This window comes from Streptomyces sp. NRRL S-1813 (assembly GCF_000719605.1).
Lineage (GTDB): Bacteria > Actinomycetota > Actinomycetes > Streptomycetales > Streptomycetaceae > Streptomyces > Streptomyces decoyicus.
Map to the genome: position 1 here is coordinate 80427 of NZ_JOHB01000020.1, position 25196 is coordinate 105622.

Below are 25196 nucleotides of genomic sequence, written 5' to 3' on the forward strand. Positions count from 1 at the left end.
CGCCCCTCGGACAGCACCCCACGACAACGGAAGAGCGCGCCCCCCGGTCCCGCACCCCCCGTCCCGCCCGCTGCCTGCCCGCCAAGGAGACCGTGTGAATCCCGCCGTACGCGCCCTCGCCCGTGCCGCCATGGCCGCGCGCCCCGTGCCGCTCGCCGACGTCCAGGCGCGGGCCGAACTCCTCGCCCGATTCGACCGCCGCTATCTCGTCCCGGTCGAGGTCTTCGCCGCCTTCGCGGCCGAACTCACCGACCGCCGCAGGCCGGGCGGCCCGTTCGCGGCCCTGTGCATCAACGGGCGCCGCTGGTTCCGCTATCGCTCCGTCCACTACGACACCCCCGACCTGCGGTTGTTCCATGACCACCGGCAGGGCCGACGGCTGCGCTACACGATCCGCGAGCGGCTGTACGAGGACACCGGGGAGCGGCAGTTCGAGATCAAGCTGAGGGGGCGGCGCGGCGAGACGGTCAAGCACCGGCAGCCGCTGCTGCCGGGCGACCCGGCCCTCGGCGCGGCCCCGCGCGGCTTCCTCGCCTCCGTACTGGACCGCACCTACGGCATCGCCGCCCCCACCGACCTGGGCCGCGCGCTGGAGACCGACTACACCCGGGCCACCCTCGTCGCGGACGGCCGCCGCATCACCTGTGACGCGGCGCTGCACTGCCGGGACCTGGTGTCGGGCCGCACGGTCCGCGCCGACGGGGGCCTGGTCCTCGTCGAGACCAGGACCACCGGCCGCCTGACCGAGGCGGACCGGCTGCTCAACGGGTACGGCGTGCAGGCCGCCGCGTTCGGCAAGTACTGCGGAGGCTTGTCGGCGCTGCGCCCCGACCTGAGAGCCGGCCACTGGCGCCGAGCCGTACGGACGGCCTTTCCCGCGGCCGTCTGACGGCGGGGCCGCAGTCGCTGTCCGACGGCGGGTGCCGCAGGCGCTGCACGGGCCTCCCGCGCCGCCTGCCGCCGTCACCCGGACACCCCCGGCCCGGCCCCGCCCCCTGGAGCTTCCTACAGCCCGTAGACATTCTGTCCGTGCGCGTGGTGAGCGCCATACACAGTGTCGGTACCGGTCGGCGGACCGTGATCCCTAGGCTGAAGGCGTTCGCCGCGCCCATCCCCCGGCGGACCCGAGCGACCCGATCCGAGGTACTGACCGTGACCCAGACGCATCCCGCTGCCTCTGCCGCCGACCCGGCCGCCGGCGCCGCCGTGAAGGCCGCCGACCGCGCGCACGTCTTCCACTCCTGGTCCGCGCAGGGCCTGATCGACCCGCTGCCGATCGCCGGCGCCGAGGGCTCGTACTTCTGGGACTACGACGGCAACCGCTACCTCGACTTCTCCTCGCAGCTGGTCAACACCAACATCGGCCACCAGCACCCCAAGGTCGTCGCGGCGATCCAGGAGCAGGCCGCGAAGCTGTGCACCATCGCGCCCGGCTTCGCCGTGGACGTCCGGTCCGAGGCCGCACGGCTGGTCGCCGAGCGCACCCCCGGCGACCTCGACAAGATCTTCTTCACCAACGGCGGCGCGGAGGCCGTGGAGAACGCGGTCCGGATGGCCCGGCTGCACACCGGCCGCGCCAAGGTGCTCTCCGCCTACCGCTCGTACCACGGCGCCACCGCCACCGCGATCAACCTGACCGGCGACCCGCGGCGCTGGCCCTCCGACACCGCCTCGGCCGGTGTCGTGCACTTCTGGGGCCCGTTCCTCTACCGCTCCGCCTTCCACGCCGAGAACGAGCAGCAGGAGTGCGAGCGCGCCCTCGCGCACCTGGAGCAGACCATCGCCTTCGAGGGGCCGCAGTCGATCGCGGCGATCATCCTGGAGACCGTCCCCGGCACCGCCGGGATCATGGTCCCGCCGGCCGGCTACCTCGCCGGCGTCCGGGGGATCTGCGACCGCCACGGCATCGTCTTCATCCTCGACGAGGTCATGGCGGGCTTCGGCCGTACCGGCAAGTGGTTCGCCGCCGACCACTTCGGTGTCACCCCCGACCTGCTGACCTTCGCCAAGGGCGTCAACTCCGGCTATGTCCCGCTGGGCGGCGTCGCGATCAGCGCCGAGATCGCCGCGACCTTCGACCAGCGCCCCTACCCGGGCGGTCTGACCTACTCCGGCCACCCGCTGGCCTGCGCCTCCGCCGTCGCCACCATGAACGCGATGGCCGAGGAGCGGATCGTGGAGAACGCCGCCGAGATCGGCGAGCGGGTCATCGGCCCCGCGCTGCACGAGATCGCCGAGCGCCACCCGTCCGTCGGCGAGGTCCGCGGCATGGGCGTCTTCTGGGCGCTGGACCTGGTCAGGAACAAGGAGACCCGCGAGCCGCTGGTCCCCTACAACGCCGCCGGTGCGGCCAACGCCCCGATGGCCGAATTCGCCGCGGCCTGCAAGCGCGGCGGGCTGTGGCCGTTCGTGAACATGAACCGGACGCATGTCGTCCCGGCCTGCACAGTCACCGAGGCCGAGGCCAAGGAAGGCCTCGCCGCCCTCGACGAGGCACTGACGGCAGCCGACGCCCACACCGTCTGAGCCCGCCGGGCGACGCGTCCGGGGGAGCGGAACCGCAGGTCACGGCGGTGGTACGGGACGGACCAACGGTAACCTCGGGCAGCAGCCCGGAGCGGCCCTCGCCTATCGTGGGCGGGGGCCGCTCCCATCTGCGCGGTCAGCGACGTCGAAGGAGACGCACACGATGGCCGCCGGCGGAGAAAGCTCAGTCATACGACGCAGCACCCTGCGCCAGCAGATCGCCGATGCCCTGCGCGACGAGGTCCTGGCAGGCCGGCTGCCGTCCGGCCACCCCTTCACCGTCAAGGAGATCGCCGAGCAGTACGGCGTCTCCGCCACCCCGGTGCGCGAGGCGCTGCTCGACCTGTGCGCGCAGGGCCTGCTCGACGTCGAACAGCACCGCGGCTTCAAGGTGCACGCCTTCACCGCCGACGACTTCCGCGCCATGGTCGAGGCCCGCACCCTGATCATCGAGGGCATCTTCCGCAGCGGCGCCGACCGGGCGCTGCGCGAGACCCCCGCCGAGGTGCTGATCTCCATCCGGCGCCGCGCCGACGAGGCCGAACGGGCCGCGCGGGGCGGCGACCTGGACGTCCTGATCGGCTACGACCTGCGGTTCTGGCGCGAGTTGAGCAGCATCGTGAACAACGCCTACATCAGTGACTTCCTGGACCGGATCCGCGTCCAGACCTGGATGTTCGCGGTGCCGCTGCTGCGCCGGGAGGGCGACCTCAGGGGTCATCTGTGGCAGGGCCACAGCGCGCTGGCCGACGCCCTGCTCCAGCACGACCTGGCCGCGGCCCAGCGGTTGATCGCCGAGTACAACGAGCACTCCCTCGCTCTCGTCGGAACGCGCGGCTAGCACTACGCTGTCCCGACCATCGGCCGTAATGGGCCGTACCCGTAGCTGTACGTGCGCCGGTGTCCCTGTTCCCGACCGGAAGCGAGACCGCACTCGTGGCATGTGACCTGTGGCTGGTACCCCTCGTCGATGTGCTGTGCCACAGCCCCGACAACCCGTTCTCCGAAGAGATCGCCGCCTACGACGAGGCCCTGACGGAAGCGGGCCTGCCACCGGTCCCGGTCTTCAGCTACATGCCCGGCCTGTCCGGTGACGTCGCCCCGGTCGCCGGCTTCGACTACGACGCCCTGCACTTCCTGCGCCGCGCCTACCTGCTGCGGCTGTGCAACCTGGAAGTGACGCCCGTCGACGAACTGGGCGGCGACTACGAGCAGTTGCTGGAGATGTTCGAGGCCACCGCGCAGCAGTCCCATCTGGTGTGGCACTACGACCACGCGGGCGCGTACGTCCCGGTCGACTTCCCGCATCCGCTCGCCAACGAGCAACTGCTGGAGGGCGGCGGCCCGCTGGGCTCCTCGCACGGCCTGCTGCGCGATCTCGAACTGGTTGCGCCATCCCTCGGTATCGATCCGGCCAATCCGCCGGCCGCCCCCGCGCCGCCGGCCGGCCCCACCTCTCTGGAGGAGCGGGCGGGCGCGGTGCCCCTGGACGACAGCCCGTTCGCCAGGGAGCGGCACGTGTGGCTCGGCCTGCATGCGGCCGCCACCCGAAGCCTGGGCCAGGGCTCCATGATCGTCTTCAGCTGACCCTGGATCCCACCACGCACCGTTTCCACCCACTGCCCACATCCCACCCACCACGGGAGGTGACGGGCCGGTGGGGCCGGTGTGGGGGACTGCTTCGCTTGAGGTCACCCACACCGGCCCTACCGGCCCGTCACCGCACCCACAGCCCCGCGCAGCGGACCCGGCCCGCCGCAGGCGCAACGGCGAGAAACCACCACGGCGCCGCAGCCGAAAACGTGGGAAGCACCCCAAGCATCAGCGCGGGGACTCCGGCGGCCGCTGCCGCGGCATGTTCGGGCGGGCACCGGGCGGCGGCAGCGCGAACCGTCCCGGCTGCCCCGCACCCTCCTGCCGCGCCGCCGCCCACGGCACCACCGACTGCGTGCCCTGCGGCACCGGACCGGACCGGAACTCCGCCATCCAGTCCGCCGTCTCGGCCCGCACCAGCTCCCCGAGGTCCTCGTTGAACCGCCGCAGCACCCCCAGACAGCGCTCCGCGGCCTCGCCCGCCGTGCCCTCGGCAGGCCCGAGCACCTCGCGCACGCTCTCCACCGCCCAGTCGAACTGAAGCGCCTCCAGCCGCCGGTGAATCGCCTGGGCGGTCGCCAGGTCCCGCATCCAGCCGGCGGTCACCCCGAAATACCGGTCGCAGCCCACGCACACCGCCGCCAGCAGCAGCGACAGAGCGCCCCAGGGCGCCCCGCCCTCCCAGACCCCGGCCAGATCCAGCAGCGGAAGCACCCCGCCCACCGTCACCCCGGCCGCGACTCCCAGCCGCAGCGCCCGCGCGCCGCGGCGCTTGGCCAGCCGCCCGCGCAGATACCAGTCGGCGGCGCGCAGTGCGCCCTGCTCGGTCCAGAGATAGAGCGCGTCCAGGCGGTCGGCCGGTTCCCCCCAGTCACCGAGCGGAAAGACCCGCCCCGCGAGATCCCTCCGGCCGCGGCCCCGGCTGCCGCTCTCCCGAGTGGGGCTGCCGCCCTCCCGAGGGGGCCCCTCGGGCTGCATCTCCGGATGACTCACCCGTGCACTCCCTCTCTGTGCTCTCCACGGATACGTGCGGTGCATGCGTGACGTGTGACGTACGAGACGGCCGTTGCGCACCGCTCCCTTCCTACCGCCGAACGGCTGGCGTCGGCCCCACGATCACGCCCTTTCCGCCCGGAAGTGGTGCGGGATCGGATATAAGGCCACCCGGGATCTCACCCGAAAGAGTTGCCACCGCGGCGACGCGCGGTTTCCAGCCGCCCCGGGCCCGTCCGCCGCCCGGACCCGGCCGACGTCCGGCCGCCCGGCGCTCTCGTCTAGGCTGCCACCGTGAAGGTCCTCGTCATCGGCGGCGGCGCCCGCGAACACGCCCTGTGCCGCTCTCTGTCCCTCGACCCCGACGTCACCGCGCTGCACTGCGCTCCCGGCAACGCCGGCATCGCCGAGGTGGCCGAATTGCACGGGGTCAATGCCCTCGACGGCACGGCCGTCGCCGAACTCGCCGCCGGCCTGGCGGCCGATCTGGTCATCGTCGGACCCGAGGCCCCGCTGGTGGCGGGCGTCGCGGACGCCGTGCGCGACCGCGGCATCCCGGTCTTCGGCCCCTCGGCCCAGGCCGCCCAGCTGGAGGGGTCCAAGGCCTTCGCCAAGGACGTGATGGCCGCCGCGGCCGTCCCCACCGCCCGCAGCTACGTCTGCACCACCCCGGCCGAGGTCGACGTGGCCCTCGACGCCTTCGGCCCGCCGTACGTCGTCAAGGACGACGGCCTGGCGGCCGGCAAGGGCGTCGTGGTCACCGAGGACGTCGACGAGGCCCGTGCGCACGCGCTGGCCTGCGACCGCGTGGTCATCGAGGAGTTCCTCGACGGACCCGAGGTCTCCCTCTTCGCGATCACCGACGGCGAGACCGTCGTCCCGCTCCAGCCCGCCCAGGACTTCAAGCGCGCCTACGACGGCGACCAGGGCCCCAACACGGGCGGCATGGGTGCGTACAGCCCGCTGCCCTGGGCCGACCCCAAGCTGGTCGACGAGGTGATGGACACCGTCCTCCAGCCCACCGTCGACGAGCTGCGCCGCCGCGGCACCCCCTTCTCCGGGCTGCTCTACGCGGGCCTGGCGATCACCTCCCGCGGGGTGCGCGTGATCGAGTTCAACGCGCGCTTCGGCGACCCGGAGACCCAGGTCGTGCTGGCCCGCCTCAAGACCCCGCTCGCCGGACTGCTGCTCGCCGCGGCCACCGGCACGCTCGCCGCCCTCCCGCCGCTGCGCTGGAGCGACGGCGCGGCGGTCACCGTCGTCATCGCCTCCCACAACTACCCGGACACCCCGCGCACCGGTGACCCGATCGACGGGCTCGCCGACGTCGCGGAGGAGGACGGCCCCAAGGCGTACGTCCTGCACGCCGGTACCCAGCGCGACGCGGCCGGCGCGGTGCTCAGCGCGGGCGGCCGGGTGCTGTCCGTCACCGCCACCGGCTCCGACCTCACCACCGCCCGGCAGCGCGCCTACCGCGCCGTCGGCCGGATCTCGCTGGACGGCTCGCAGCACCGCACCGACATCGCCGCCAAGGTCGCGGACGCGGCGGCGGAGGAGCAGGGCGCGTAGGACCTGTCGGGCCCTGCTCCTCCGCCGGACAGGGCCCGTCGCGCGCAGCACGTGCGGACGCGCACGGCGCGACCGCTCCGGTCTGTGACATCTCTCCAGGGGCATATGCCACATACGGTGACATATTCCCCTGTCCTTCCGGTGCAGACCGGGCCGAGGCGTCCACCGCCCACGCCTGCCCGCCACAAGTTCCCGGCTTTCCCCAAAGCCATTCCATCGAGTGACCGCACCAGGTATACGGCTGACGAGGCCCGCACCCCCAACTAGGGTGCCGCGCAAGCGTCCTGTGGCCGCCGGGCCGGAACCCGGCACGGTTGCCACGGCGGCGTCCGGCAAGTGGCTCACCGGCATTGCGATGTCAGTGGCCGGTGCCACAGTGGTGGTGGAGCGCCCTCGCTCCGCACACCGCGCACTTCTCGTACGTCCGTCCCGTGTTCTCTCCGTCCGGCTCCATCAGGACAGCAGGGGGTGTACAGGCTCGTGGCAAGTCCGGAAACAGGCGTCCTGGCGGCGCGTGCCCGCGCCCTCGCCGTGCTGCGTATCCGCAGCACCGCACTGGCCGTCGCACTGCTGCCGGCGGCCGTGGCCGTGGTGCTGTTCGCCGGCCGGGCGAGCGGCCATCTCGGCGCGGGTACCGGCTGGGACCTCGCCCGCTGGATCGCCGGCTCTCTCGCGGTGCTCAGCTTGCTCCTGGCCGCGCTGGTCGCCCTCGTCGTCGCGCGCGCCAGACCCGCGCTCAGCCCGTCCGTGCCGATCTCCGAGAAGTCGGCCCCCGATCTCTACCGCCTCGTCCGCGATCTCGCCGACCGCCTCGATGTCCCCGCGCCCTCGGCCATAGCGCTCACCCCGGACTGCGACAGCTGGCTGGAGGACCGCACGCACCGCGCCCACGGCCCGCCGCGCCGCGGCACGGCAGCGGCCCGCGGTGCAGCACGCCGCACGCCCGAGGCGCCGGTCCTGGTCATCGGCTCCCCCTTCCTGTGGTGGATGCGGGTCGCCGAGCTGCGCGCCCTGCTGGCCCCCGTCGTCGCCGGCACCGGCCCGTCCGCCCACCCCGACATAGCCGCCGCCCGCCGCTTCATCCGCGGCCTGGATGCCGCCGTCGCCGTCGCGGCCCGCGCCCGGGGCCCGTTGCGCGCACTCCCGCTCCGCTTCGTCGGCCGGGTCGCCCGACTGCTGCTGCGGGCCGGCCGCGAACACGCCACGATCATGGAACGTGCCGTGGCGGCCGCCGCCTCCGAGCGTGCCCAGACCGTCGACTACGGCCTGCGGATCGTCGCCCAGGAGCAGGTCGGCCTCGCCTACGCGGGCTGGGACCGGCTGCTGACCCGGGTCGCGCTGCCCGCCTGGCGGATGGGCCGCTGGCCGTCCCGGCTGGACGCCGGAGTGGTCTCCGCGCTCACCGAACTCTCCCGCCGCGACCGCCTCGCCAACGGCTTCGCCTCCCGCCTCGGCGAGCGCCCCGCCTGTGACCTCCTGGAGGAGCCCGGCGCCATCGACCGCGCCGCCTCCCTGCTGGCCGCCCGCCTCTTCCACGGCGGCCCGGCCGAGCCGGGCCCCGACTGGTCGCCGGTCGCCTGGGGCCAGTACCCGGAAGAGGTCGTGGACCGGAAATGGCGCCTGGAGGCCGCCCGCCTCCACCGCGTCCTCGACAACCTCCCGGCGACCGCGCTCCCGGCGACCGCGCTCCCGGCGGCCCCGCCGACGCCGGCGGCCCCCGCCCCGGACCCCGCCTCCGCCCCGCACCTCTCGTACGCCCGCTCCTCCCCCCGTACACCCGCAGACCGGTCGCCTGTGGACCACCACCACCCCGCCGGCGGCCGGCCCGGTGGCGCGCCCTCGGCCGGCCGGCCCGACGACCGGCCGGCCGCACCGGCCCCGGGCCCGACGCTGGCCCGCGTCATCGACCGGCTCGCCCAGGACGAGCGGGCGGGCGATCTGGTCGCCGCCCGGCTGGGCGCGGAGGTCGAGCGCGAGGAACGCGAGGAGGCCGCCCGGCAGGCCGCCCGCGGCGGCTCGGCGCAGGACGCCACCGTCGGCGTGGCCTGGGGCGACGGCATGGTGGCCGAGGGCGGTCTGCCGCTGTTCCCGCTGCAACCGCCCCGTACGGGCCGTGAACTCCTCGCCGACCACGTCACCGCCATGGTCTGCTGTGCCGCCGTCGACACCGCCGGTGCCGCCCCCGGCCTGGACTGGCTCGACGGCCCGGCGTTGCTGGTCGACGGCGCCCGCCGGGCCGACCTCGGCCGTCCGGTGCTCAGCCTGGTCGACGACGGCGACGCGGAGCCGCTCCGCGGATGGCTGACAACGGTGGGCGTACGCCCCGAGAAGCCGGTCCGGCTGGTATGACCGGTAAGCCGCACTTATCCGCCGAGCGGGGGCCGGGGCGGACGCCCCGGACCTCCCGCACCACCGGCTGAATGTTCCCTTCCAGTTCGCATTTCGGGGGTGGCGCCCTCTAAATTCACGACGAAGGGTGACGAAGTGAGTGCGTAATGTGATGTGCTGGGGAATGGCCGGCCGGGTTAGCCCGACCGGGCGCAGCACCGGCCCGATCGGCCGCGGCCGAACGGGGATGCGGGAGGGGAGTGGAAGGTGGCGACGGATCAGATCAGGCGCTGGGAGTCGGGCGCGCTCGCCCACGCGGTCACGGACCCGTTCGGGCAGGGCCCGCTGCCCTGGCTGCGCGGCAGCGAGAACTACTTCGACTCCGGCCGCATCATTCCCTGGTACGTCGACCCCGCCGTCGCCCAGGGCGATCTGCGGGTGCCCGCCCCCAGCAAGCACAACGGCCCGCGTACCGCCGATGACGTGCACCGCCAGATCAAGGGCTTCGCCGGCCCGGGCGCGGTGGCGCCCGGCGAGGCCATCGACTTCCGTGTCTCGGTCGATCCGCCCCAGCCGTTCAACATCGACATCTACCGCATCGGCCATTACGCGGGCGCCGGCGCCTCCAAGATCACCAACAGCCCCCGGCTGGCCGGCATCGTCCAGCCGCCCCCGCTGACGGCCGACCGCACGGCCTCCTGCCACCACTGGTGGCTGTCCTGGCGCCTCCAGGTCCCCACGTACTGGCAGCTCGGGGCGTATGTCGCCGTGCTCACCACCGCCGACGGCCGCTACCGCTCCCACATCCCCTTCACGGTCCGCGACAACCAGCCCGCCGACCTCCTCCTGCTGCTGCCGGACATCACCTGGCAGGCCTACAACCTCTACCCGGAGGACGGCCGGACCGGCGCCAGCCTCTACCACGCCTGGGACGAAAAGGGCGCCCTGCTCGGCGAAGGGGACGCCGCCACCACCGTCTCCTTCGACCGCCCCTACGCCGGCGCGGGACTGCCCCTCCATGTCGGCCATGCCTACGACTTCATCCGCTGGGCCGAGCGCTACGGCTACGACCTCGCCTATGCCGACGCCCGCGATCTGCACGCCGGCCGCGTCGACCCGTCCCGCTACCGCGGCCTGGTCTTCCCCGGCCACGACGAGTACTGGTCGGTGCCCATGCGCCGTACGGTCGAGCACGCCCGCGACAACGGCACTTCCCTCGTCTTCCTCTCCGCCAACACCATGTACTGGCAGGTCGAACTCTCCCCGACCCCCTCGGGCGCGGAGTCCCTGCTGCACTGCCGTAAGCGCCAGGGCCCTGGGCGCCCCGCGCTCTGGCGGGAGCTGGGCAACCCCGAACAACGGCTGATGGGCATCCAGTACGCCGGCCGGGTCCCCGAACCGGCCCCCTTGGTCGTCCGCAACGGCGAGCACTGGCTGTGGGACGCCACCGGTGCCCACGAAGGCGACGAGCTCCCCGGCCTGGTCGCCGGCGAGGCCGACCGCTACTTCCCGCGCACCAACCTCCCCGAGCACACCGAACGCATCCTGCTCGCCCACTCCCCCTACCGCGACAGCGAAGGCGCCCGCCGCCATCAGGAGACCTCCCTCTACCGCGCCCCCAGCGGCGCCTGGGTCTTCGCCTCCGGCACCTTCGCCTGGTCCCCCGCCCTCGACCGCCCCGGCCATGTCGACGAACGCGTCCAACGCGCCACCGCCAACCTCCTCGACCGCATCTGCAAACGCGACTGAGGCCGGCCGTCTGCTCTTGGTCGCCCCGCCCGTCTGTACGTAACCGGTGCGCGGCGCCCGTCCGCCCGTAACCGCCGCGTCGCACTCGCCGGTCCGTTCCGTAACCGCCGCGCCGCTCGTCAGCCAGACGTGCGGGGTCAGCGCGTAGTTGGGGCCGCGGCCACCCTCGTGCTGATCGCCCTCCGGGGCACCCGGCCCACCGCCTGACGCACGCCTCCAGCGGTGCACCCGGCCCCCGTCCGTCACCACCGGCCCGCGTAAGGGAGAATCGAGACGACTCCTGGATCAACCTACGCGGAGGAAGCGTGCCCGGTTTTGTAGAAATGCCTGAGCCGGTGGAGGTTCCCGGGCTCACCCACCTGCACACCGGCAAGGTGCGCGACCTCTACCAGAACGCCGCCGGCGATCTGATCATGGTCGCCAGCGACCGCACCTCCGTCTACGACTGGGTGCTGCCCACCGAGATTCCCGAAAAGGGCCGCATCCTCACCCAGCTGTCCCTGTGGTGGTTCGAGCAGCTCACCGACCTGGTCCCGCACCACGTCATCTCCACGGATGTCCCGGCCGGCGCCCCCGCCGACTGGGCGGGCCGCACCCTGGTCTGCAAGTCGCTGCGGATGGTCCCCGTCGAGTGTGTGGCCCGCGGTTACCTCACCGGCTCCGGCCTCGCCGAATACCGGCAGACCCGTACGGTCTGCGGGCTGGCCCTCCCCGAAGGCCTGGTCGACGGCTCCGAGCTCCCCGCGCCGATCTTCACCCCGGCCACCAAGGCCGCCGTCGGCGACCACGACGAGAACGTCTCCTACGAGGAGGTTGCCCACCAGGTCGGCCCCGAGGTCGCCGCCCAACTGCGGCAGACGACCCTCGCCGTCTACGGCCGGGCCCGCGACATCGCCCGCGAGCGCGGCGTCATCCTGGCGGACACCAAGTTCGAGTTCGGCTTCGACGGTGAGCAGCTGACCCTGGCCGACGAGGTCCTGACGCCCGACTCCTCGCGCTTCTGGCCCGCCGACCTGTGGCAGCCGGGCCGCGCCCAGCCGTCCTTCGACAAGCAATTCGTCCGCGACTGGCTGACCTCCCCGGCCGCGGACTGGGACCGTACGGGCGAGCTGCCGCCGCCCGCCCTCCCGCACGAGATCGTCGAGAGCACTCGCGCCAAGTACGTCGAGGCCTACGAGCGCCTCACGGGCCTGCGCTGGTCGTGACCCCTCCTCCGGCCCGGGTGCGCACCCGGGCCGGAGCACCGGCCTCCGGGCCGGGCGCCCCGGCGCGGCGCCCCCGCACACGAAAAGGCCCCGGTCGGCATCACTCCCGACCGGGGCCTTCTCTTTCTGAGCGGACGACGAGGCTCGAACTCGCGACCTCAACCTTGGCAAGGTTGCGCTCTACCAACTGAGCTACGTCCGCATGCTCCGTGCACAGCTTCTGAAATCAGTCGCCGCGGCGCGGTGCGGGCACCACTATAGCCAACCTCGCTCGCGGGCGAGGCGCGCCGCGGCGTGACGGTTCTCCGCGCCCAGCTTCGCGGTCGCCGACGAGAGGTAGTTCCGTACCGTCCCCGGCGACAGTGACGCCCGCTCCGCGATCTCCGTGACCGGCGCCCCGTCCTCGGCGCATTCCAGCACCTCCGCCTCCCGGACCGTCAGCGGCGACTCCCCGGCGCTGATGGCGTCCGCCGCCAACTCCGTGTCCACATAACGGTTTCCGGCATGGACCGTACGTATGATCTCCGCCAGCCGCTGCGCCGACACCGTCTTCGGCACAAACCCCCGTACCCCGGCCTCCAGCGCCCGCTTCAGATGCCCCGGCCGCCCATGACTCGTCACGATCATGGACTGGCACCCCGGCACCTCGCCCCGCAACGATGTGGCCACCGCCACACCGTCCGCCCCCGGCATCTGTAGATCCAGCACCGCCACATCCGGTCCGTGCGCCCGGGCCATCGCCCGCGCCTCCGGCCCCGATGCCGCCTCGGCCACCACCAGCAGATCGTCCTCCAGCGACAACAACGCCGCCAGCGCTCCCCGGATCAGATGCTCGTCATCCGCGAGCAACACCCGGATCATGCCGCCCTGCACCCCGTCGCTCACCCGCCACCCACCTCTCCAGCCACCGCGAACCCCTGCACCGAGCCGATTACCCCCTCGCCCCTACTCACTCCCTGGCCCCGACCCCGTCGCCGCTCCCATGGGGAGTTCGACGGTCAGACGGTAGGAACCGTTCAGGACCGGGCCCGAGGACAGGGTGCCGCCCAGGGGGTGGAGCCGTTCCCGCAGTCCCTTGAGGCCGCTTCCGGGGAGCGAGCCGGTGCCGGCGGCGGGCGACGGGTGGGTGACGCCGTCGTTCTCCATGGTCATCACGAGCACCGAGCGGTGCCCATCGATCCGTGTCCGCACCGCACAGCGCCGCACCTCGGCGGCATGCCGCAGGACGTTCGTGGTGCCTTCGCGTACGACCCAGCCGAGCGCCGACTCCACCTCGGGCGGCAGCTGCGTCTCCTCCTCGCCCTCGATACGGCAGTCCACCCCGGCCGCCCGCAGGATGGAGCGGGCCCCGGCCAACTCCGCCTGTAGGTCGGCCCTCCGGTAACCACGCACCACCTCCCGTACCTCCCGCTGGGACTCCTGGGCGATCCGCTGCACCTCCACCATCTGCTCCGCGGCCTCCGGCCGCTCCCGCCGGGCCAGCTGGACCGCCAGCTCGCTCTTCAGGGCGATCACCGCCAGATTCCGGCCCATGACATCGTGCAGATCGCGGCCGAACCGCAGCCGTTCCTCGGCCACCGCGAGCCGTGTCTCGATGCTGCGCGCCGCATCCAGCTTCCGGATCACACCGAGCAGCCAGCCCGTGGGCCGCGCTATCCCGAGGCTCCACACACCGGCGAAGACCACCATGGTCGCCAGCACCAGCGAACCCAGCCAGAAACCCGTGAGCAGGGCGAGCAGCAGGAGCCCCGCCACGGCGCCGGCCAGCGTCCCCAGAAAACTCCGTTTGGACACCACCAGGCTGTGCGCCATGAAGAACGGTGTGAGGGCCGCGGCTATCGCCAAGGCCAGCGCGCCCAGGCTCTCCTTGTCGGCCATCCCCTTGACCACGACCAGCGCGAACAGCGCGGTTTCGGCGGCGAGGGTCAGCACACCCGAGACGACCAGCAGGCCACGCGGTGTCGCCCCCAGCTTCAGATAATGGTCCAGAGCCCGGTTCAACAGCGGTACGGCCAGTACGCCCTGCACCACATTCAGAACAACGGCGACAGTGGCCAGAGCGACCGGCAACGGCCTCCCCCCTGTGTTGCCCATAACGGGCGCCACCCCACCGAACACGGGAAGCCAGGGGAGGACGTACAGAGTCCAGCGGAAGTACGCGTCGACCATGCCCACCTGGCCCCGCCGCTGCCAGGCCGCCCGTAGCCGTCCGATCATGCGCTGCTCGCCCCCGTCGTGCCGATAGCCCTGCGTTGCTAGCGCCGCGGCTCCCACCGGAACCATCGCTGCACAGCAAACAGCGCGAGCCCGCTCCAGGCCAAGCCGGTAATCAGCTGCCCCAGCGTCTGCTTGACGCCCCCGCCTCCGGTCCAGCCGGCCCGTATCAGCTCCATCGCGGGCGACAGCGGGAGGATTTCGAGGAACGCGGCGACGTTCTTCGGAAGGACGTCCAGCGGAACCATCATCCCGGACCCGGCCAGCGACACCAGCATGAAGGGCAGCACGGTCAGCTGAGCGGACTCGGCCGACTTCGCGAAGGCCGAGGATGCCGCGGCGAGCCCGATCACCACGACCATGCCCAGCAGCATTCCGGGGATCAGGAGATGCGGCGCGGTGGGCAGACCGGTGCCCAGCGCCGGACTGCCGACGACGACGAGGAGCGCGCACTGGGCCAGCCCCAGCAGTACCGAGGGGAGCGCGGTGCCGGTCAGTATTTCCAGATCCCGCAGCTCTCCGGTGCGCAGCCGTTTGAGCACGAGTTCCTCGCGCCGGGCGACATAGGCGGCGGTGAGGTTGGAGTAGACGGAAAAGACCAGAACGCAGCCGAGAGTGCCGGGCAACAGCACCGTTCCGAGCGACAGTCCCCTGCCGGCCAGGTTCATCGAGCTGACCGCCCGCTGCATGGCGAACGCCATGACAATCGGGATGATCAGCGACGTGTACAGCGCGGTCTTGTTGCGGCCGAGAAGCGTCAACTCGGCTCGCCCCAGGGAGAGTAGACGGCCCACAGTGCGCGTTTCCACGGGAATTTTCGGCCGCTCATTGCTGACAGCTTGGCTCGTACTTGCACTCATGTGTTCTCCAGCCCCTTTGCGATGTGCAGAAATGCCTCTTCCAGGGACGCGGATCTGACGTCCAGGCCGCGCAGCGTTATCCCCTTGTCCTGCGCCCAGAGCAGCACTCCGGTCGCGGTCCGCTGTAGTTCGTCCGTCCGCAGCCGGATCGTGCGCCCGCGCGTCTCATGGCCGATGACGCCCAGTTCCCCCAGCGGCGGAAGATCGCCGAGATGGAATCCGTCGGGCAGCTCGAAGGAGAGGTGCGAGGGATGCGCGGCGACCACATCCGCGACATGTCCCGCTGCTGCTATCCGCCCGTTGTGCAAGATCGCCAGCCGGTCCGCCAGCTCCTCTGCTTCTTCGAGGTAGTGCGTGGTCAGCACGATCGTGGTCCCGGAGTCCCGCAGCTCGCGGACCAACTCCCAGGTGGCCCGGCGCGCTTCGGTGTCCAGCCCCGTCGTCGGCTCGTCCAGGAACAGCACCTCGGGCCGCCCCAGCAGCGCGAGGGCGAGGTCCAGCCGCCGACGCTCACCCCCGGACAGCTGCTTGACCCGGACATCCCTGCGCCGGTCCAGCCTCACGAGGGCGAGGGCTTCATCGACCGGGCGCGCCCCGGTGGTGCACCCCGCCCACATCCGCAGGGTCTCCGCGGGCGTCAGCTCGGAGGGAAAGCCGCCCTCCTGGAGCATGACTCCGATACGGGGCCGCACCCTGCCCCGCTCACGGAATGGATCATGGCCGAGGACCCGGACCCGCCCGGCGGTGGGCGCGGCCAGACCCTCCAGCAGTTCGAGAGTGGAGGTCTTGCCCGCGCCATTGGTCCCCAGCAGCGCGAACAGCTCGCCCCGGTCGACGGAGAAGTCGATACCGCGCACGGCCTCATAGCTCTCCCGCGCGCCGGGCCGGCTCCGCGCTCCGCGCTCACCGCGCCTGCCCCCGCGCCCGCCTCGCTCCTGCCCCTCTTCGGCGCGTCGCCCGGCGGCGCCGTAGCGCCTGCGGAGTTCGGTGACTTCGATCACACCGATGCCGGAGCCGCTGCTCCCGGCGACGCCGCGGCCGGCATCCGCGATGGTTTTCTCCCCGATGTTCATGAGTCCAGCGTTTCGGCGGATCAAGGTTCCGGGCAGTGCGGACTGTCATCGCAGCCGATGACAAATGTCAGTTGCCAACGCCGGAAGGGAAGGGAGGGGAGAGGCAGGAGGATCCGGAGTGGCGTCGCGGAAAATGAAGAAGGCCCCGGTCGCAATGACCGGGGCCTTCTCTTTCTGAGCGGACGACGAGGCTCGAACTCGCGACCTCAACCTTGGCAAGGTTGCGCTCTACCAACTGAGCTACGTCCGCAGGCATCCACTCGGCTTTCACCGAGCGGCGCGACAGCTACTGTACCTGATCCAATGACCGGTCGAGCTGTCAGAGCGGGTGACAGGGATTGCACACTGCGCCTCCCTCTTGGAAAGAGGGCGCTCTACTACTGAGCTACACCCGCGTGACTCCGTGAGGTCCGGCCTTTCGGCCTCGCCCCTCGGCGTGCTCCAGACTCTAGCTGATCAGTAGGGGTGCTGTGCAAGTCGGCTGTGCCCGGGCCGGGGGACGCCGGTAAGTCGGTTAGTGATTGGCGGCGTTGAAGGCTTCGTAGACCTTCTTGGGGATCCGGCCGCGCGGGGGGACGTCCATCTGGTTGGAGCGGGCCCAGGCACGGACGGCCGCGGGGTCGGGGTTCACCGCGGTCCGGTGGTAGGCCTTGCCGGACTTGGCCCGCTTGCGGCCGGCCTCGACGAACGGAGCGAGGGCGCCGCGCAGTTTCTTCGCATTGGCTGGATTGAGGTCGATCTCGTACGACTTCCCGTCCAATCCGAAGGTGACCGTCTCTGCGGCTTCTCCTCCGTCGATGTCATCGGAGAGCGTTACTACTACGCGCTGCGCCACGGATATCGGTCCTTTCGGGGAGCAACCCCTTGTTGACATGGGGTGATGCTCCGGATCCGGCTGATTGGGATCAATGCTTTTTCATTTGTACAGCGATGGGCATTGCATTGTGAAGCCCAGTTAATTTCGTCAGCGTGTCTTCCCGCAATCCGGACCCCGGATCTTTTCGAGAATTTTTCCTGAGCTGCACTCCTGCCGATACCGTCCCGTGATCGGCCCCCCTGGATATCTATGCGCGTAGATTTTCGAACACGGTACTGTGTTGACACCGCCTTACGCACCACACCACCGGGAGTGCCAGTGGCACGCGTCGTAGTCGACGTCATGCTCAAGCCGGAGATCCTCGACCCGCAGGGGCAGGCGGTGCAGCGCGCACTGCCACGCCTGGGCTTCGAGGGGATCGCCGACGTCCGTCAGGGCAAGCGTTTCGAACTTGAGGTGGAGGGTCCGGTCGACGACGCCGCCCTCGCTCGCATCCAAGAGATGGCCGAGACCTTCCTCGCCAATACCGTCATCGAAGACTTCACCGTGCGGGTCGACTCATGACCTCGCGGATCGGAGTTGTGACCTTCCCCGGCACGCTCGACGACCGCGACACCCAGCGCGCGGTCCGGGTCGCCGGAGCCGAAGCGGTGCCGCTGTGGCACCGCGACAAGGACCTCAAGCAGGTCGACGCCGTGGTGCTGCCCGGCGGTTTCTCCTACGGCGACTATCTGCGGGCCGGGGCCATTTCCCGGTTCTCGCCGGTGATGGAGACCGTGATCGAGCAGGCCAGGGCCGGTATGCCGGTCCTCGGCATCTGCAACGGCTTTCAGGTGCTCACCGAGTCCCACCTGCTGCCCGGCGCGATGCTGCGCAACAACCATCTGCACTTCATCTGCCGCGACCAGAAGCTGCGGGTGGAGAACGCGGAGACCTCCTGGACGTCGGACTATGCGTCCGGTCAGGAGATCAGCATCCCGCTGAAGAACATCGACGGCCGGTATGTCGCCGACGAGCGCACGCTCGACATGCTGGAGGCCGAGGGCCGGGTCGCCTTCCGCTACCTGGACGGCAACCCCAACGGCTCGCTCCGCGATATCGCCGGCATCACCAATGAGGCGGGCAATGTCGTCGGCCTCATGCCGCATCCCGAGCACGCCGTGGAGCCGCTGATCGGTACGGGCCGTACCGACGGCCTCGGATTCTTCACCTCGATCCTGAAGAAGCTGGTCAACGCATGAGCGACGCACGCGCGGCCGCCGGGCCGCAGCCGAAGACGAATGCCGCACCTCTGCGCCGCGCGGGCGGAGAAGCGAGTGAAAGGTGCGCGGCATGACTCTCGACACCGTCAAGCACGCAGCCGAGACGCCGGACACCGACCAGCCGTGGGCCGAACTCGGCCTGAAGCAGGACGAGTACCAGCGCATCCGTGAGATTCTCGGCCGCCGTCCCACCGGCGCCGAACTCGCCATGTATTCGGTCATGTGGTCCGAGCACTGCTCCTACAAGAGCAGCAAGGTCCATCTGAAGCAGTTCGGCGAGAAGGCCCCCGAGAACGACGCGCTGCTCGTCGGCATCGGCGAGAACGCCGGTGTCGTCGACGTCGGCCAGGGCTACGCCGTCACCTTCAAGGTGGAGTCCCACAACCACCCCTCGTACATCGAGCCCTACCAGGGCGCGGCCACCGGCGTCGGCGGCATCGTCCGCGACATCCTCGCCATGGGTGCCCGCCCCGTCGCCGTCGTCGACCCGCTGCGCTTCGGCGCCGCCGACCACCCCGACACCAAGCGCGTCCTGCCGGGCGTGGTGGCCGGAATCGGCGGCTACGGCAACTGCCTGGGCCTGCCCAACATCGGTGGCGAGGTCGTCTTCGACGCCTGCTACCAGGGCAACCCGCTGGTCAACGCCGGCTGCATCGGCGTCATGAAGCACGAGGACATCCACCTCGCCAAGGCGTCCGGCGCCGGCAACAAGGTCATCCTCTACGGCGCCCGCACCGGCGGCGACGGCATCGGCGGCGTCTCCGTGCTGGCCTCGGAGACCTTCGACGACTCCAAGCCCACCAAGCGCCCCGCCGTCCAGGTCGGTGACCCCTTCCAGGAGAAGCTCCTCATCGAGTGCACCCTGGAGATCTTCAGGGAAGACCTGGTCGACGGCATCCAGGACCTCGGCGGCGCCGGGCTGTCCTGCGCCACCAGCGAGCTGGCCTCGGCCGGTTCCGGCGGTATGCGCGTCGAGCTGGACACCGTGCCGCTGCGCGACTCCTCCCTCTCGCCCGAGGAAATCCTCATGAGCGAGTCGCAGGAGCGCATGTGCGCGATCGTCGAGCCCGGGAAGGTCGACCGCTTCCTGGAGATCTGCGAGAAGTGGGACGTCATCGCCACCGTCATCGGTGAGGTGACGGACGGCTCGCAGCTGGAGATCTTCTGGCACGGCGAGCAGATCGTGGACGTGCCGCCGCGCACCGTCGCCCACGAGGGCCCGGTCTACGAGCGCCCGTACGCCCGCCCCGACTGGCAGGACGCCCTCCAGGCCGACGACGCGGCCAAGCTGGCCCGCCCGGCGAACGCGGACGAGCTGCGTGCGCAGGTCCTGAAGCTGGTGGCCTCGCCCAACCAGGCCTCCAAGGCGTGGATCACCGACCAGTACGACCGGTTCGTGCAGGGCAACACCGTCCTCGCGCAGCCGGAGGACGCCGGCATGGTCCGGATCGACGCGGACAGCAACCTCGGTGTCGCGCTCGCCACGGACGGCAACGGGCGCTACGCCAAGCTCGACCCGTACACGGGCGCGCAGCTGGCGCTGGCCGAGGCGTACCGCAATGTCGCCGCGTCCGGTGCCAAGCCACTGGCGGTCTCCGACTGCCTGAACTTCGGTTCGCCCGAGGACCCGGCGGTCATGTGGCAGTTCGCCGAGGCCACCCGTGGTCTCGCCGACGCCTGCCAGACCCTTGGTACGCCCGTGACCGGCGGCAATGTCTCGCTCTACAACCAGACGGGCGAGACGGCGATCCACCCGACGCCGGTCGTCGCGGTGCTCGGCGTCATCGACGATGTGAACCGCCGCACCCCGATCGCGTTCGCGGACGAGGGCCAGCTGATCTACCTCCTGGGTGACACCCGCGAGGAGCTGGGCGGCTCGGCGTGGTCGCAGGTCGTGCACGATCACCTCGGTGGTCTGCCGCCGAAGGTGGACCTGGAGCGCGAGCGGCTGCTGGCCGATGTGCTGATCTCCGCCTCCCGTGACGGCATGATCGACGCCGCGCACGACCTCTCCGACGGTGGTCTGATCCAGGCCCTGGTGGAGTCCTGCCTGCGTGGCGGCAAGGGTGCCCGCGTCGTCGTTCCCGACGGTCTCGACCCCTTCGTGCTGCTCTTCTCCGAGTCGGCGGGCCGGGCGGTCGTCGCCGTTCCGCGCAGCGAGGAGCTCCGCTTCACCGACATGTGCGGTGCGCGAGGGCTGCCGGCCACCCGGATCGGTGTGATCGACGGCGACGAGATCGACGTTCAGGGGCAGTTCAGCCTCCCGCTGAGCGAGCTGAAGGACGCGCACGAGGCGACGATCCCGCACCTGATCGCGTAGTCACCCCTCCGGGCAGCGGCCCGGGAAGCCTGAGCCGAAACGGCCCGCCAGTACATCCGGCGGGCCGTTTCGGCTGTCCGTCCGTTTCCGGGAGATCCGCACCCGCCTCCTGGTAAGCCGTTGCGAGGAATTACGTAATTACGTAATCTCTCACCATGGATCTCGAACAGCGGGTGGCCGAGCTGGAACGACGGCTCGGCGCCCTGGAGCGGTCCGCCGGCCTGGCCGCCCACTCGCCGGAGCGCGAGCCCGACGACGACCTGTGGGCCCTGCACGGTCTCCAGGCTCAGCTCGCCGAGCTGGGCGCCCACAACGGCGGAGTGCTCTTCACCGGCGCCGTACGGATCCCGGCCGGACAGCGCTACGAGTGGCAGTACGGCCTGGACACCGACACCGTGCTGGACGCCGACTGGGCGGACGCCGCCGAGTCGTTCGCGGCGCTCGGCCAGCCCGTACGGCTGCGGCTGCTGCGCGAGATCCTCCGCGGCCGCTGCACCGCCGCCGAACTCACCGAGCTGGACGGCACGGGCACGACCGGCCAGATCTACCACCATCTCCGGCAGCTCACCGCCGCCGGCTGGCTGCACACGGCCGCCCGTGGCCGCTACGAGGTACCGGCCCAGTGCGTCGTACCGCTGCTCGTGATGCTGACCGCCGCCGGGCGCTGACGCCCGGCCGATTTCAGGGGGACAGGAATGAAGTCCATATCCATGCGGAATCTCTCCGAACAGGCCGCTCGCCTCTGCTTGTTCGCCTTCTTCGCGGTGGTCGTGGCGAGCTTCTTCGTCGACCTTCCGTACTGGTGTGGCTGGGTCCCGTTGGGCCTCTGGGTGGTGCTCGCCTTCGGCGTGAACCACCGGGCGGCCCGCGCGGCGGCAAAGAGGTCGGCAGGCGCCGCCCGCGAGGCGGTGGAGGTCGCCGCGCCGGTCACCGGCCGCTGGAAGGCCCTCAACAGCCCCGCCGACAAGGTCCCCAGCCACGGCACCCGGGCATACGGGCAGGCCTACGCCATCGACATCGTGGCGGAACCCGAGCCCGGCGCCCGCCCCGGTTTCGGCTGGTGGCCCCTGGTCCGCCGCAACGAAGACTTCCCGGCGTTCGGCGCGCCCCTGCTCGCCGTCGCCGATGCCACCGTCGTACGGACCGACGACCGTCAGCGCGACCACCTCAGCCGCACCTCGTGGCCCGCGGCGGTCTACATGCTCGCCGTCGAGGGGCCGGTCCGTGTGCTGGGGGGCGCCCGCCGGGTCGTCGGCAACCACGTGATCCTCGACCTGGGCGACGGCACGTACGCGCTCTACGCCCATGTCCGGCGCGGCTCGCTCACCGTCCGCACCGGCGACCGGGTACGGGCCGGGCAGCCGCTCGGCCAGTGCGGCGACTCCGGCAACAGCTCGGAGCCGCACGTCCACTTCCAGCTCATGGACGGCGAGGACCCGGAGACCGCCACGGGTGTTCCCTTCACCTGGCGGGGGATCGGCGTGCCGGCCAACGGCGAGCTCTTCGACGCCGCGGCGCCGGCGGAGACGCCCGCGGGCTGAGGGGCCCCGCCGCTTGAGCGAGAACTGCGGAGGCCGGGCGCTTGCGCGAGAACGGCCGGGGCCGGGCGGGGACCGTGCGGGGCGGTCCCCGCACCGGAACCCCGGTCTGGTCTCTGCGTCGGAATCCCGGTCCCTGCACCCGAACCCCGGCCTGTTGTCCCCAATCCCCGGCCCGTTGTCAGACGTGCCGCCTAAGCTGATCGTCATGCCTCCTGCCGCCCGGAAGCCGCGCGCCCGCCAGTACGACGCCCAGAAGACCCGTGCCGCCGTCGCGGCCCAGCTCGATCATCTCCGGAACGCCGTACGCGGTCTTGCGCCCGAGCAGTTGGCGCTGCCGACCCGGCTCGGCGACTGGACGGTGCGGGAGCTGGTGGCGCATCTGTCCATGGCGGTCGGCAGCGTGGCGCGCAGTCTTGAGCAGCCGGCCCCGCCGCGGACGGAGGCCGCCCTCGTGGACTGGCCGTTCGCCGGCGGCCCCCTCGCCGCCTCCGTGGACGACCGCACCCGCGCCCTCGCCGACGCCCATGACCCCGTGGAACTGCTGGAGCGCACCGCCGACGAACTGGCCCGTGTCCTCCCGCCGGAACGGGACGACCGGGTGGTGGCCGCCCGGCCCGGTGCGATGCGGCTGTCCGACTTTCTCGTCACCCGCTGTGTCGAACTCGTCGTGCACAGCGACGATTTGTCGGCGGCGACCGGCCTGCGGATCCCGTACGACCGCCAGGCCCTGGCCGCCGCCACCCGGCTGCTGGCCGATGCACTGGCCGCCAAGGTGCCCGGCAACTCGGTCGAGGTCCGGGTGCCGCCGTTCGCGGTGGTGCAGTGCGTCGCGGGCCCCCGGCACACCCGCGGCACCCCGCCGAACGTCGTCGAGACCGACCCGATGACGTGGCTCCGGCTGGCCACCGGCCGTACGACCTGGGCCGAGGCACTGGACGCGGCGGCGGTCAGCGCCAGCGGCGAGCGGGCCGACATCGGGGGATACCTGCCCCTGCTGAGCTGAGGCGGCTGAGGTGGGCTGGGCTGAGGCGACGGACCGGTGCGGCGCCGACCGCGTTCCACGGCGGTGAGCTCGGACGGTCCGCGGTCGGCCGGACAGCGCGTCGCGTATCTCACACCGACCGGAGGGGGGCCCGCTAGTGACAAACGCCACAAGTGGGACGAATTGCCCACGTGGGGCCGCCCGTCAAGAGCCGGGAAGCGGAACGCGAAAATCCGGTGACGTGCGAGGAAAGCGCAGCTCAGCGAGGTCGCCGCAAGATCGACTGAAGCGCGGAATGCGGCCACCGCACCTCATGGTCCGTCCCGCGCAGCTTCCGCGCCCCTCCGCCGCGACGGGAGGTGCCGGCGGGGTGACCGGGATCGGCGTGACGGCCGCGCCTCAGAGCCCCGCCCGCGACGGGGCACTCGGTGAAAGCCCAGGTGCGCCAAGGGTTCCGGGGCTTCCGGAGGCGGAAATCCCGAGGAGGTGGCCGTGGCCACGTCAACCGCACTCCACTCCCCGTTTATGCACTCATCCAGGTCCGCGGCCTTCCCCGGTTCGGATGAATGCGCGACCTGCCCTAGACTCGGTGCCGTGCCACGTGGTGACGGACGACTCAGCCACGACCTGCTCCCCGGTGAGAAGGGCCCCCAGGACGCTTGCGGCGTCTTCGGTGTCTGGGCTCCGGGTGAAGAGGTCGCCAAACTCGCCTATTTCGGGCTGTATGCGCTGCAGCACCGTGGACAGGAGTCCGCGGGCATCGCGGTGAGCAACGGCTCCCAGATCCTCGTTTTCAAGGACATGGGCCTGGTTTCCCAGGTCTTCGACGAGACTTCGCTCGGTTCCCTCCAGGGCCATATCGCCGTGGGCCATGCCCGCTACTCCACCACCGGTGCCTCGGTGTGGGAGAACGCCCAGCCGACGTTCCGTGCGACCGCGCACGGCTCGATCGCGCTCGGCCACAACGGCAACCTGGTCAACACCGCGGAGCTGGCGGATCTGGTCGCCGCGCTGCCCCGCGAGGGCGGCCGGGCGACCCAGGTCGCGGCCACCAATGACACCGACCTGGTGACGGCGCTGCTGGCCGGCCAGGTCGACGAGGACGGCAAGCCGCTGACCGTCGAGGAGGCCGCACCCCGCGTCCTGCCGAAGGTCAAGGGCGCCTTCTCGCTCTGCTTCATGGACGAGCACACGCTCTACGCCGCCCGCGACCCGCAGGGCATCCGCCCGCTGGTCCTGGGCCGGCTGGAGCGCGGCTGGGTGGTGGCCTCCGAGTCCGCCGCCCTGGACATCTGCGGCGCCAGCTTCATCCGGGAGATCGAGCCCGGCGAGATGGTCGCCATCGACGAGGACGGTCTGCGCAGCAGCCGCTTCGCCGAGGCCCGCCCCAAGGGCTGTGTCTTCGAGTACGTCTACCTCGCCCGCCCGGACACCGACATCGCCGGCCGCAATGTGTACCTCTCCCGTGTGGAGATGGGCCGCAAGCTGGCCGCCGAGGCGCCGGCCGACGCCGACCTGGTGATAGCGACGCCGGAGTCCGGCACCCCCGCCGCCGTCGGATACGCCGAGGCCAGTGGCATCCCCTACGGCTCCGGCCTGGTCAAGAACTCCTACGTCGGCCGGACCTTCATCCAGCCCTCGCAGACCATCCGCCAGCTCGGTATCCGCCTCAAGCTCAACCCGCTCAAGGAAGTCATCCGCGGCAAGCGCCTGGTGGTCGTCGACGACTCGATCGTCCGCGGCAACACCCAGCGCGCCCTGGTCCGGATGCTGCGCGAGGCCGGCGCTGCCGAGGTCCACATCCGGATCTCGTCCCCGCCGATCAAGTGGCCGTGCTTCTTCGGCATCGACTTCGCCACCCGCGCCGAGCTGATCGCCAACGGGCTGAGCGTGGAGGAGATCGGCAAGTCGCTGGGCGCCGATTCACTCGCGTACATCTCCATCGACGGCATGATCGAGGCGACCACGATCGCCAAGCCGAATCTGTGCCGCGCCTGCTTCGACGGCGAATACCCGATGGATCTGCCCGACCCGGAGCTGCTGGGCAAGCACCTCCTGGAGTCGGAGACCGCGAGCCAGGCGAAGTCCGATGTGGACGGCGTCCAGACGCTCACCGCCGGGGTCGGCGGGGCCGACGCGCTGCGTCGCCCGTAGAGCTCGTCAC

General features: G+C 71.5%; 21 protein-coding genes and 3 tRNA genes. 15 read left to right on the plus strand and 9 right to left on the minus strand.

Annotated elements, in window-relative coordinates; genetic code table 11:
- Positions 1-94: 94 nt before the first annotated feature.
- The 4 genes from IF67_RS0125060 to IF67_RS0125075 all read left to right on the plus strand — a co-directional run bounded on the left by IF67_RS0125060 (position 95) and on the right by IF67_RS0125075 (position 4113).
- Positions 95-889, plus strand: coding sequence for a VTC domain-containing protein (locus tag IF67_RS0125060; protein ID WP_030989275.1), 795 nt, complete (start codon positions 95-97; stop codon positions 887-889).
- A 257-nt stretch (positions 890-1146) separates the two neighbouring features.
- Positions 1147-2526, plus strand: a complete 1380-nt coding sequence (locus tag IF67_RS0125065; RefSeq protein ID WP_420708714.1) for an aspartate aminotransferase family protein — start codon at positions 1147-1149, stop codon at positions 2524-2526.
- Positions 2527-2689: 163 nt separating this feature from the next.
- Positions 2690-3367: a GntR family transcriptional regulator gene (locus IF67_RS0125070; protein ID WP_030989281.1), complete on the plus strand. Its 678-nt coding sequence runs from the start codon at positions 2690-2692 to the stop codon at positions 3365-3367.
- Between the two features lie 95 nt (positions 3368-3462).
- Positions 3463-4113, plus strand: a complete 651-nt coding sequence (locus tag IF67_RS0125075) for a hypothetical protein (protein WP_030989283.1) — start codon at positions 3463-3465, stop codon at positions 4111-4113.
- Positions 4114-4347: 234 nt separating this feature from the next.
- Here IF67_RS0125075 and IF67_RS0125080 read toward each other — a convergent pair whose 3' ends face one another.
- Entirely contained in the window at positions 4348-5112 is a 765-nt protein-coding gene (locus IF67_RS0125080; RefSeq protein ID WP_030989284.1) for an SLATT domain-containing protein, read from the minus strand.
- Positions 5113-5406: 294 nt separating this feature from the next.
- Between IF67_RS0125080 and purD the strand changes: the two genes are divergently transcribed.
- From purD to IF67_RS0125100, 4 genes are all read left to right on the plus strand, one after another.
- Positions 5407-6681 (plus strand): phosphoribosylamine--glycine ligase, encoded by a 1275-nt coding sequence (gene purD, locus IF67_RS0125085; protein WP_030989286.1) that lies wholly within the window; start codon positions 5407-5409, stop codon positions 6679-6681.
- A 480-nt stretch (positions 6682-7161) separates the two neighbouring features.
- A complete protein-coding gene (locus IF67_RS0125090; protein ID WP_234341316.1) occupies positions 7162-9030 on the plus strand; it encodes a hypothetical protein in 1869 nt (622 codons plus the stop codon).
- A 246-nt stretch (positions 9031-9276) separates the two neighbouring features.
- The gene (locus tag IF67_RS0125095; RefSeq protein ID WP_030989292.1) at positions 9277-10758 is read left to right on the plus strand and encodes a N,N-dimethylformamidase beta subunit family domain-containing protein; all 1482 of its coding nucleotides are present in this window, start codon (positions 9277-9279) and stop codon (positions 10756-10758) included.
- A 305-nt stretch (positions 10759-11063) separates the two neighbouring features.
- A complete protein-coding gene (locus IF67_RS0125100) occupies positions 11064-11963 on the plus strand; it encodes a phosphoribosylaminoimidazolesuccinocarboxamide synthase (protein WP_030989294.1) in 900 nt (299 codons plus the stop codon).
- A 129-nt stretch (positions 11964-12092) separates the two neighbouring features.
- On the opposite strand, the gene IF67_RS0125105 is transcribed toward IF67_RS0125100, so the two are convergent.
- The 8 genes from IF67_RS0125105 to IF67_RS0125140 all read right to left on the minus strand — a co-directional run bounded on the left by IF67_RS0125105 (position 12093) and on the right by IF67_RS0125140 (position 16945).
- A tRNA-Gly gene (locus tag IF67_RS0125105) sits at positions 12093-12165 on the minus strand.
- A 53-nt stretch (positions 12166-12218) separates the two neighbouring features.
- Positions 12219-12824 (minus strand): response regulator transcription factor, encoded by a 606-nt coding sequence (locus IF67_RS0125110; protein WP_030989295.1) that lies wholly within the window; start codon positions 12822-12824, stop codon positions 12219-12221.
- 84 nt (positions 12825-12908) lie between these two features.
- Positions 12909-14246: a sensor histidine kinase gene (locus IF67_RS0125115; RefSeq protein ID WP_234341318.1), complete on the minus strand. Its 1338-nt coding sequence runs from the start codon at positions 14244-14246 to the stop codon at positions 12909-12911.
- Positions 14219-14986 carry an ABC transporter permease gene (locus tag IF67_RS0125120; protein ID WP_324608895.1) on the minus strand — a complete coding sequence of 256 codons (768 nt, stop codon included), beginning with the start codon at positions 14984-14986 and terminating at the stop codon, positions 14219-14221. The genes IF67_RS0125115 and IF67_RS0125120 overlap by 28 nt, the downstream gene beginning before the upstream one ends.
- A 47-nt stretch (positions 14987-15033) precedes the next feature.
- Entirely contained in the window at positions 15034-16110 is a 1077-nt protein-coding gene (locus IF67_RS0125125) for an ABC transporter ATP-binding protein (RefSeq protein WP_030989300.1), read from the minus strand.
- Positions 16111-16287: 177 nt separating this feature from the next.
- A tRNA-Gly gene (locus tag IF67_RS0125130) sits at positions 16288-16360 on the minus strand.
- 73 nt (positions 16361-16433) lie between these two features.
- Positions 16434-16505, minus strand: a tRNA-Gly gene (locus tag IF67_RS0125135).
- 119 nt (positions 16506-16624) lie between these two features.
- Positions 16625-16945 (minus strand): histone-like nucleoid-structuring protein Lsr2, encoded by a 321-nt coding sequence (locus tag IF67_RS0125140; protein WP_030086195.1) that lies wholly within the window; start codon positions 16943-16945, stop codon positions 16625-16627.
- Positions 16946-17245: 300 nt separating this feature from the next.
- On the opposite strand from IF67_RS0125140, the gene purS reads away from it, so the two are divergent.
- The 7 genes from purS (at position 17246) to purF (ending at position 25186) form a co-directional block, all read left to right on the plus strand.
- Positions 17246-17491 carry a phosphoribosylformylglycinamidine synthase subunit PurS gene (gene purS, locus IF67_RS0125145; RefSeq protein WP_030086196.1) on the plus strand — a complete coding sequence of 82 codons (246 nt, stop codon included), beginning with the start codon at positions 17246-17248 and terminating at the stop codon, positions 17489-17491.
- On the plus strand, positions 17488-18168 hold the full coding sequence (gene purQ, locus IF67_RS0125150) for a phosphoribosylformylglycinamidine synthase subunit PurQ (protein WP_030086197.1): 681 nt from the start codon (positions 17488-17490) through the stop codon (positions 18166-18168). Before purS ends, purQ begins: the two co-directional genes overlap by 4 nt.
- Before the next feature lie 91 nt (positions 18169-18259).
- Entirely contained in the window at positions 18260-20509 is a 2250-nt protein-coding gene (purL, locus tag IF67_RS0125155; RefSeq protein WP_030989301.1) for a phosphoribosylformylglycinamidine synthase subunit PurL, read from the plus strand.
- A gap of 155 nt (positions 20510-20664) precedes the next feature.
- Positions 20665-21177: a helix-turn-helix domain-containing protein gene (locus IF67_RS0125160; protein ID WP_030989303.1), complete on the plus strand. Its 513-nt coding sequence runs from the start codon at positions 20665-20667 to the stop codon at positions 21175-21177.
- Between the two features lie 36 nt (positions 21178-21213).
- Entirely contained in the window at positions 21214-22050 is an 837-nt protein-coding gene (locus IF67_RS0125165; RefSeq protein WP_030989304.1) for a M23 family metallopeptidase, read from the plus strand.
- Between the two features lie 205 nt (positions 22051-22255).
- Positions 22256-23053: a maleylpyruvate isomerase family mycothiol-dependent enzyme gene (locus IF67_RS0125170; RefSeq protein ID WP_030989306.1), complete on the plus strand. Its 798-nt coding sequence runs from the start codon at positions 22256-22258 to the stop codon at positions 23051-23053.
- A gap of 573 nt (positions 23054-23626) precedes the next feature.
- The gene (gene purF, locus IF67_RS0125175; protein WP_030989308.1) at positions 23627-25186 is read left to right on the plus strand and encodes an amidophosphoribosyltransferase; all 1560 of its coding nucleotides are present in this window, start codon (positions 23627-23629) and stop codon (positions 25184-25186) included.
- Positions 25187-25196: the final 10 nt, after the last annotated feature.

What these genes read in the sequence shown, in the direction of transcription:
- IF67_RS0125110 (WP_030989295.1), bottom strand. Translation starts at nt 12,824, where the DNA reads ATGATCCGGGTGTTGCTCGCGGATGACGAGCATCTGATCCGGGGAGCG.
- IF67_RS0125125 (WP_030989300.1), bottom strand. Translation starts at nt 16,110, where the DNA reads ATGAACATCGGGGAGAAAACCATCGCGGATGCCGGCCGCGGCGTCGCC.
- IF67_RS0125160 (WP_030989303.1), top strand. Translation starts at nt 20,665, where the DNA reads ATGGATCTCGAACAGCGGGTGGCCGAGCTGGAACGACGGCTCGGCGCC.
- purQ (WP_030086197.1), top strand. Translation starts at nt 17,488, where the DNA reads ATGACCTCGCGGATCGGAGTTGTGACCTTCCCCGGCACGCTCGACGAC.
- IF67_RS0125070 (WP_030989281.1), top strand. Translation starts at nt 2,690, where the DNA reads ATGGCCGCCGGCGGAGAAAGCTCAGTCATACGACGCAGCACCCTGCGC.
- IF67_RS0125170 (WP_030989306.1), top strand. Translation starts at nt 22,256, where the DNA reads ATGCCTCCTGCCGCCCGGAAGCCGCGCGCCCGCCAGTACGACGCCCAG.
- purL (WP_030989301.1), top strand. Translation starts at nt 18,260, where the DNA reads ATGACTCTCGACACCGTCAAGCACGCAGCCGAGACGCCGGACACCGAC.
- IF67_RS0125115 (WP_234341318.1), bottom strand. Translation starts at nt 14,246, where the DNA reads ATGGTTCCGGTGGGAGCCGCGGCGCTAGCAACGCAGGGCTATCGGCAC.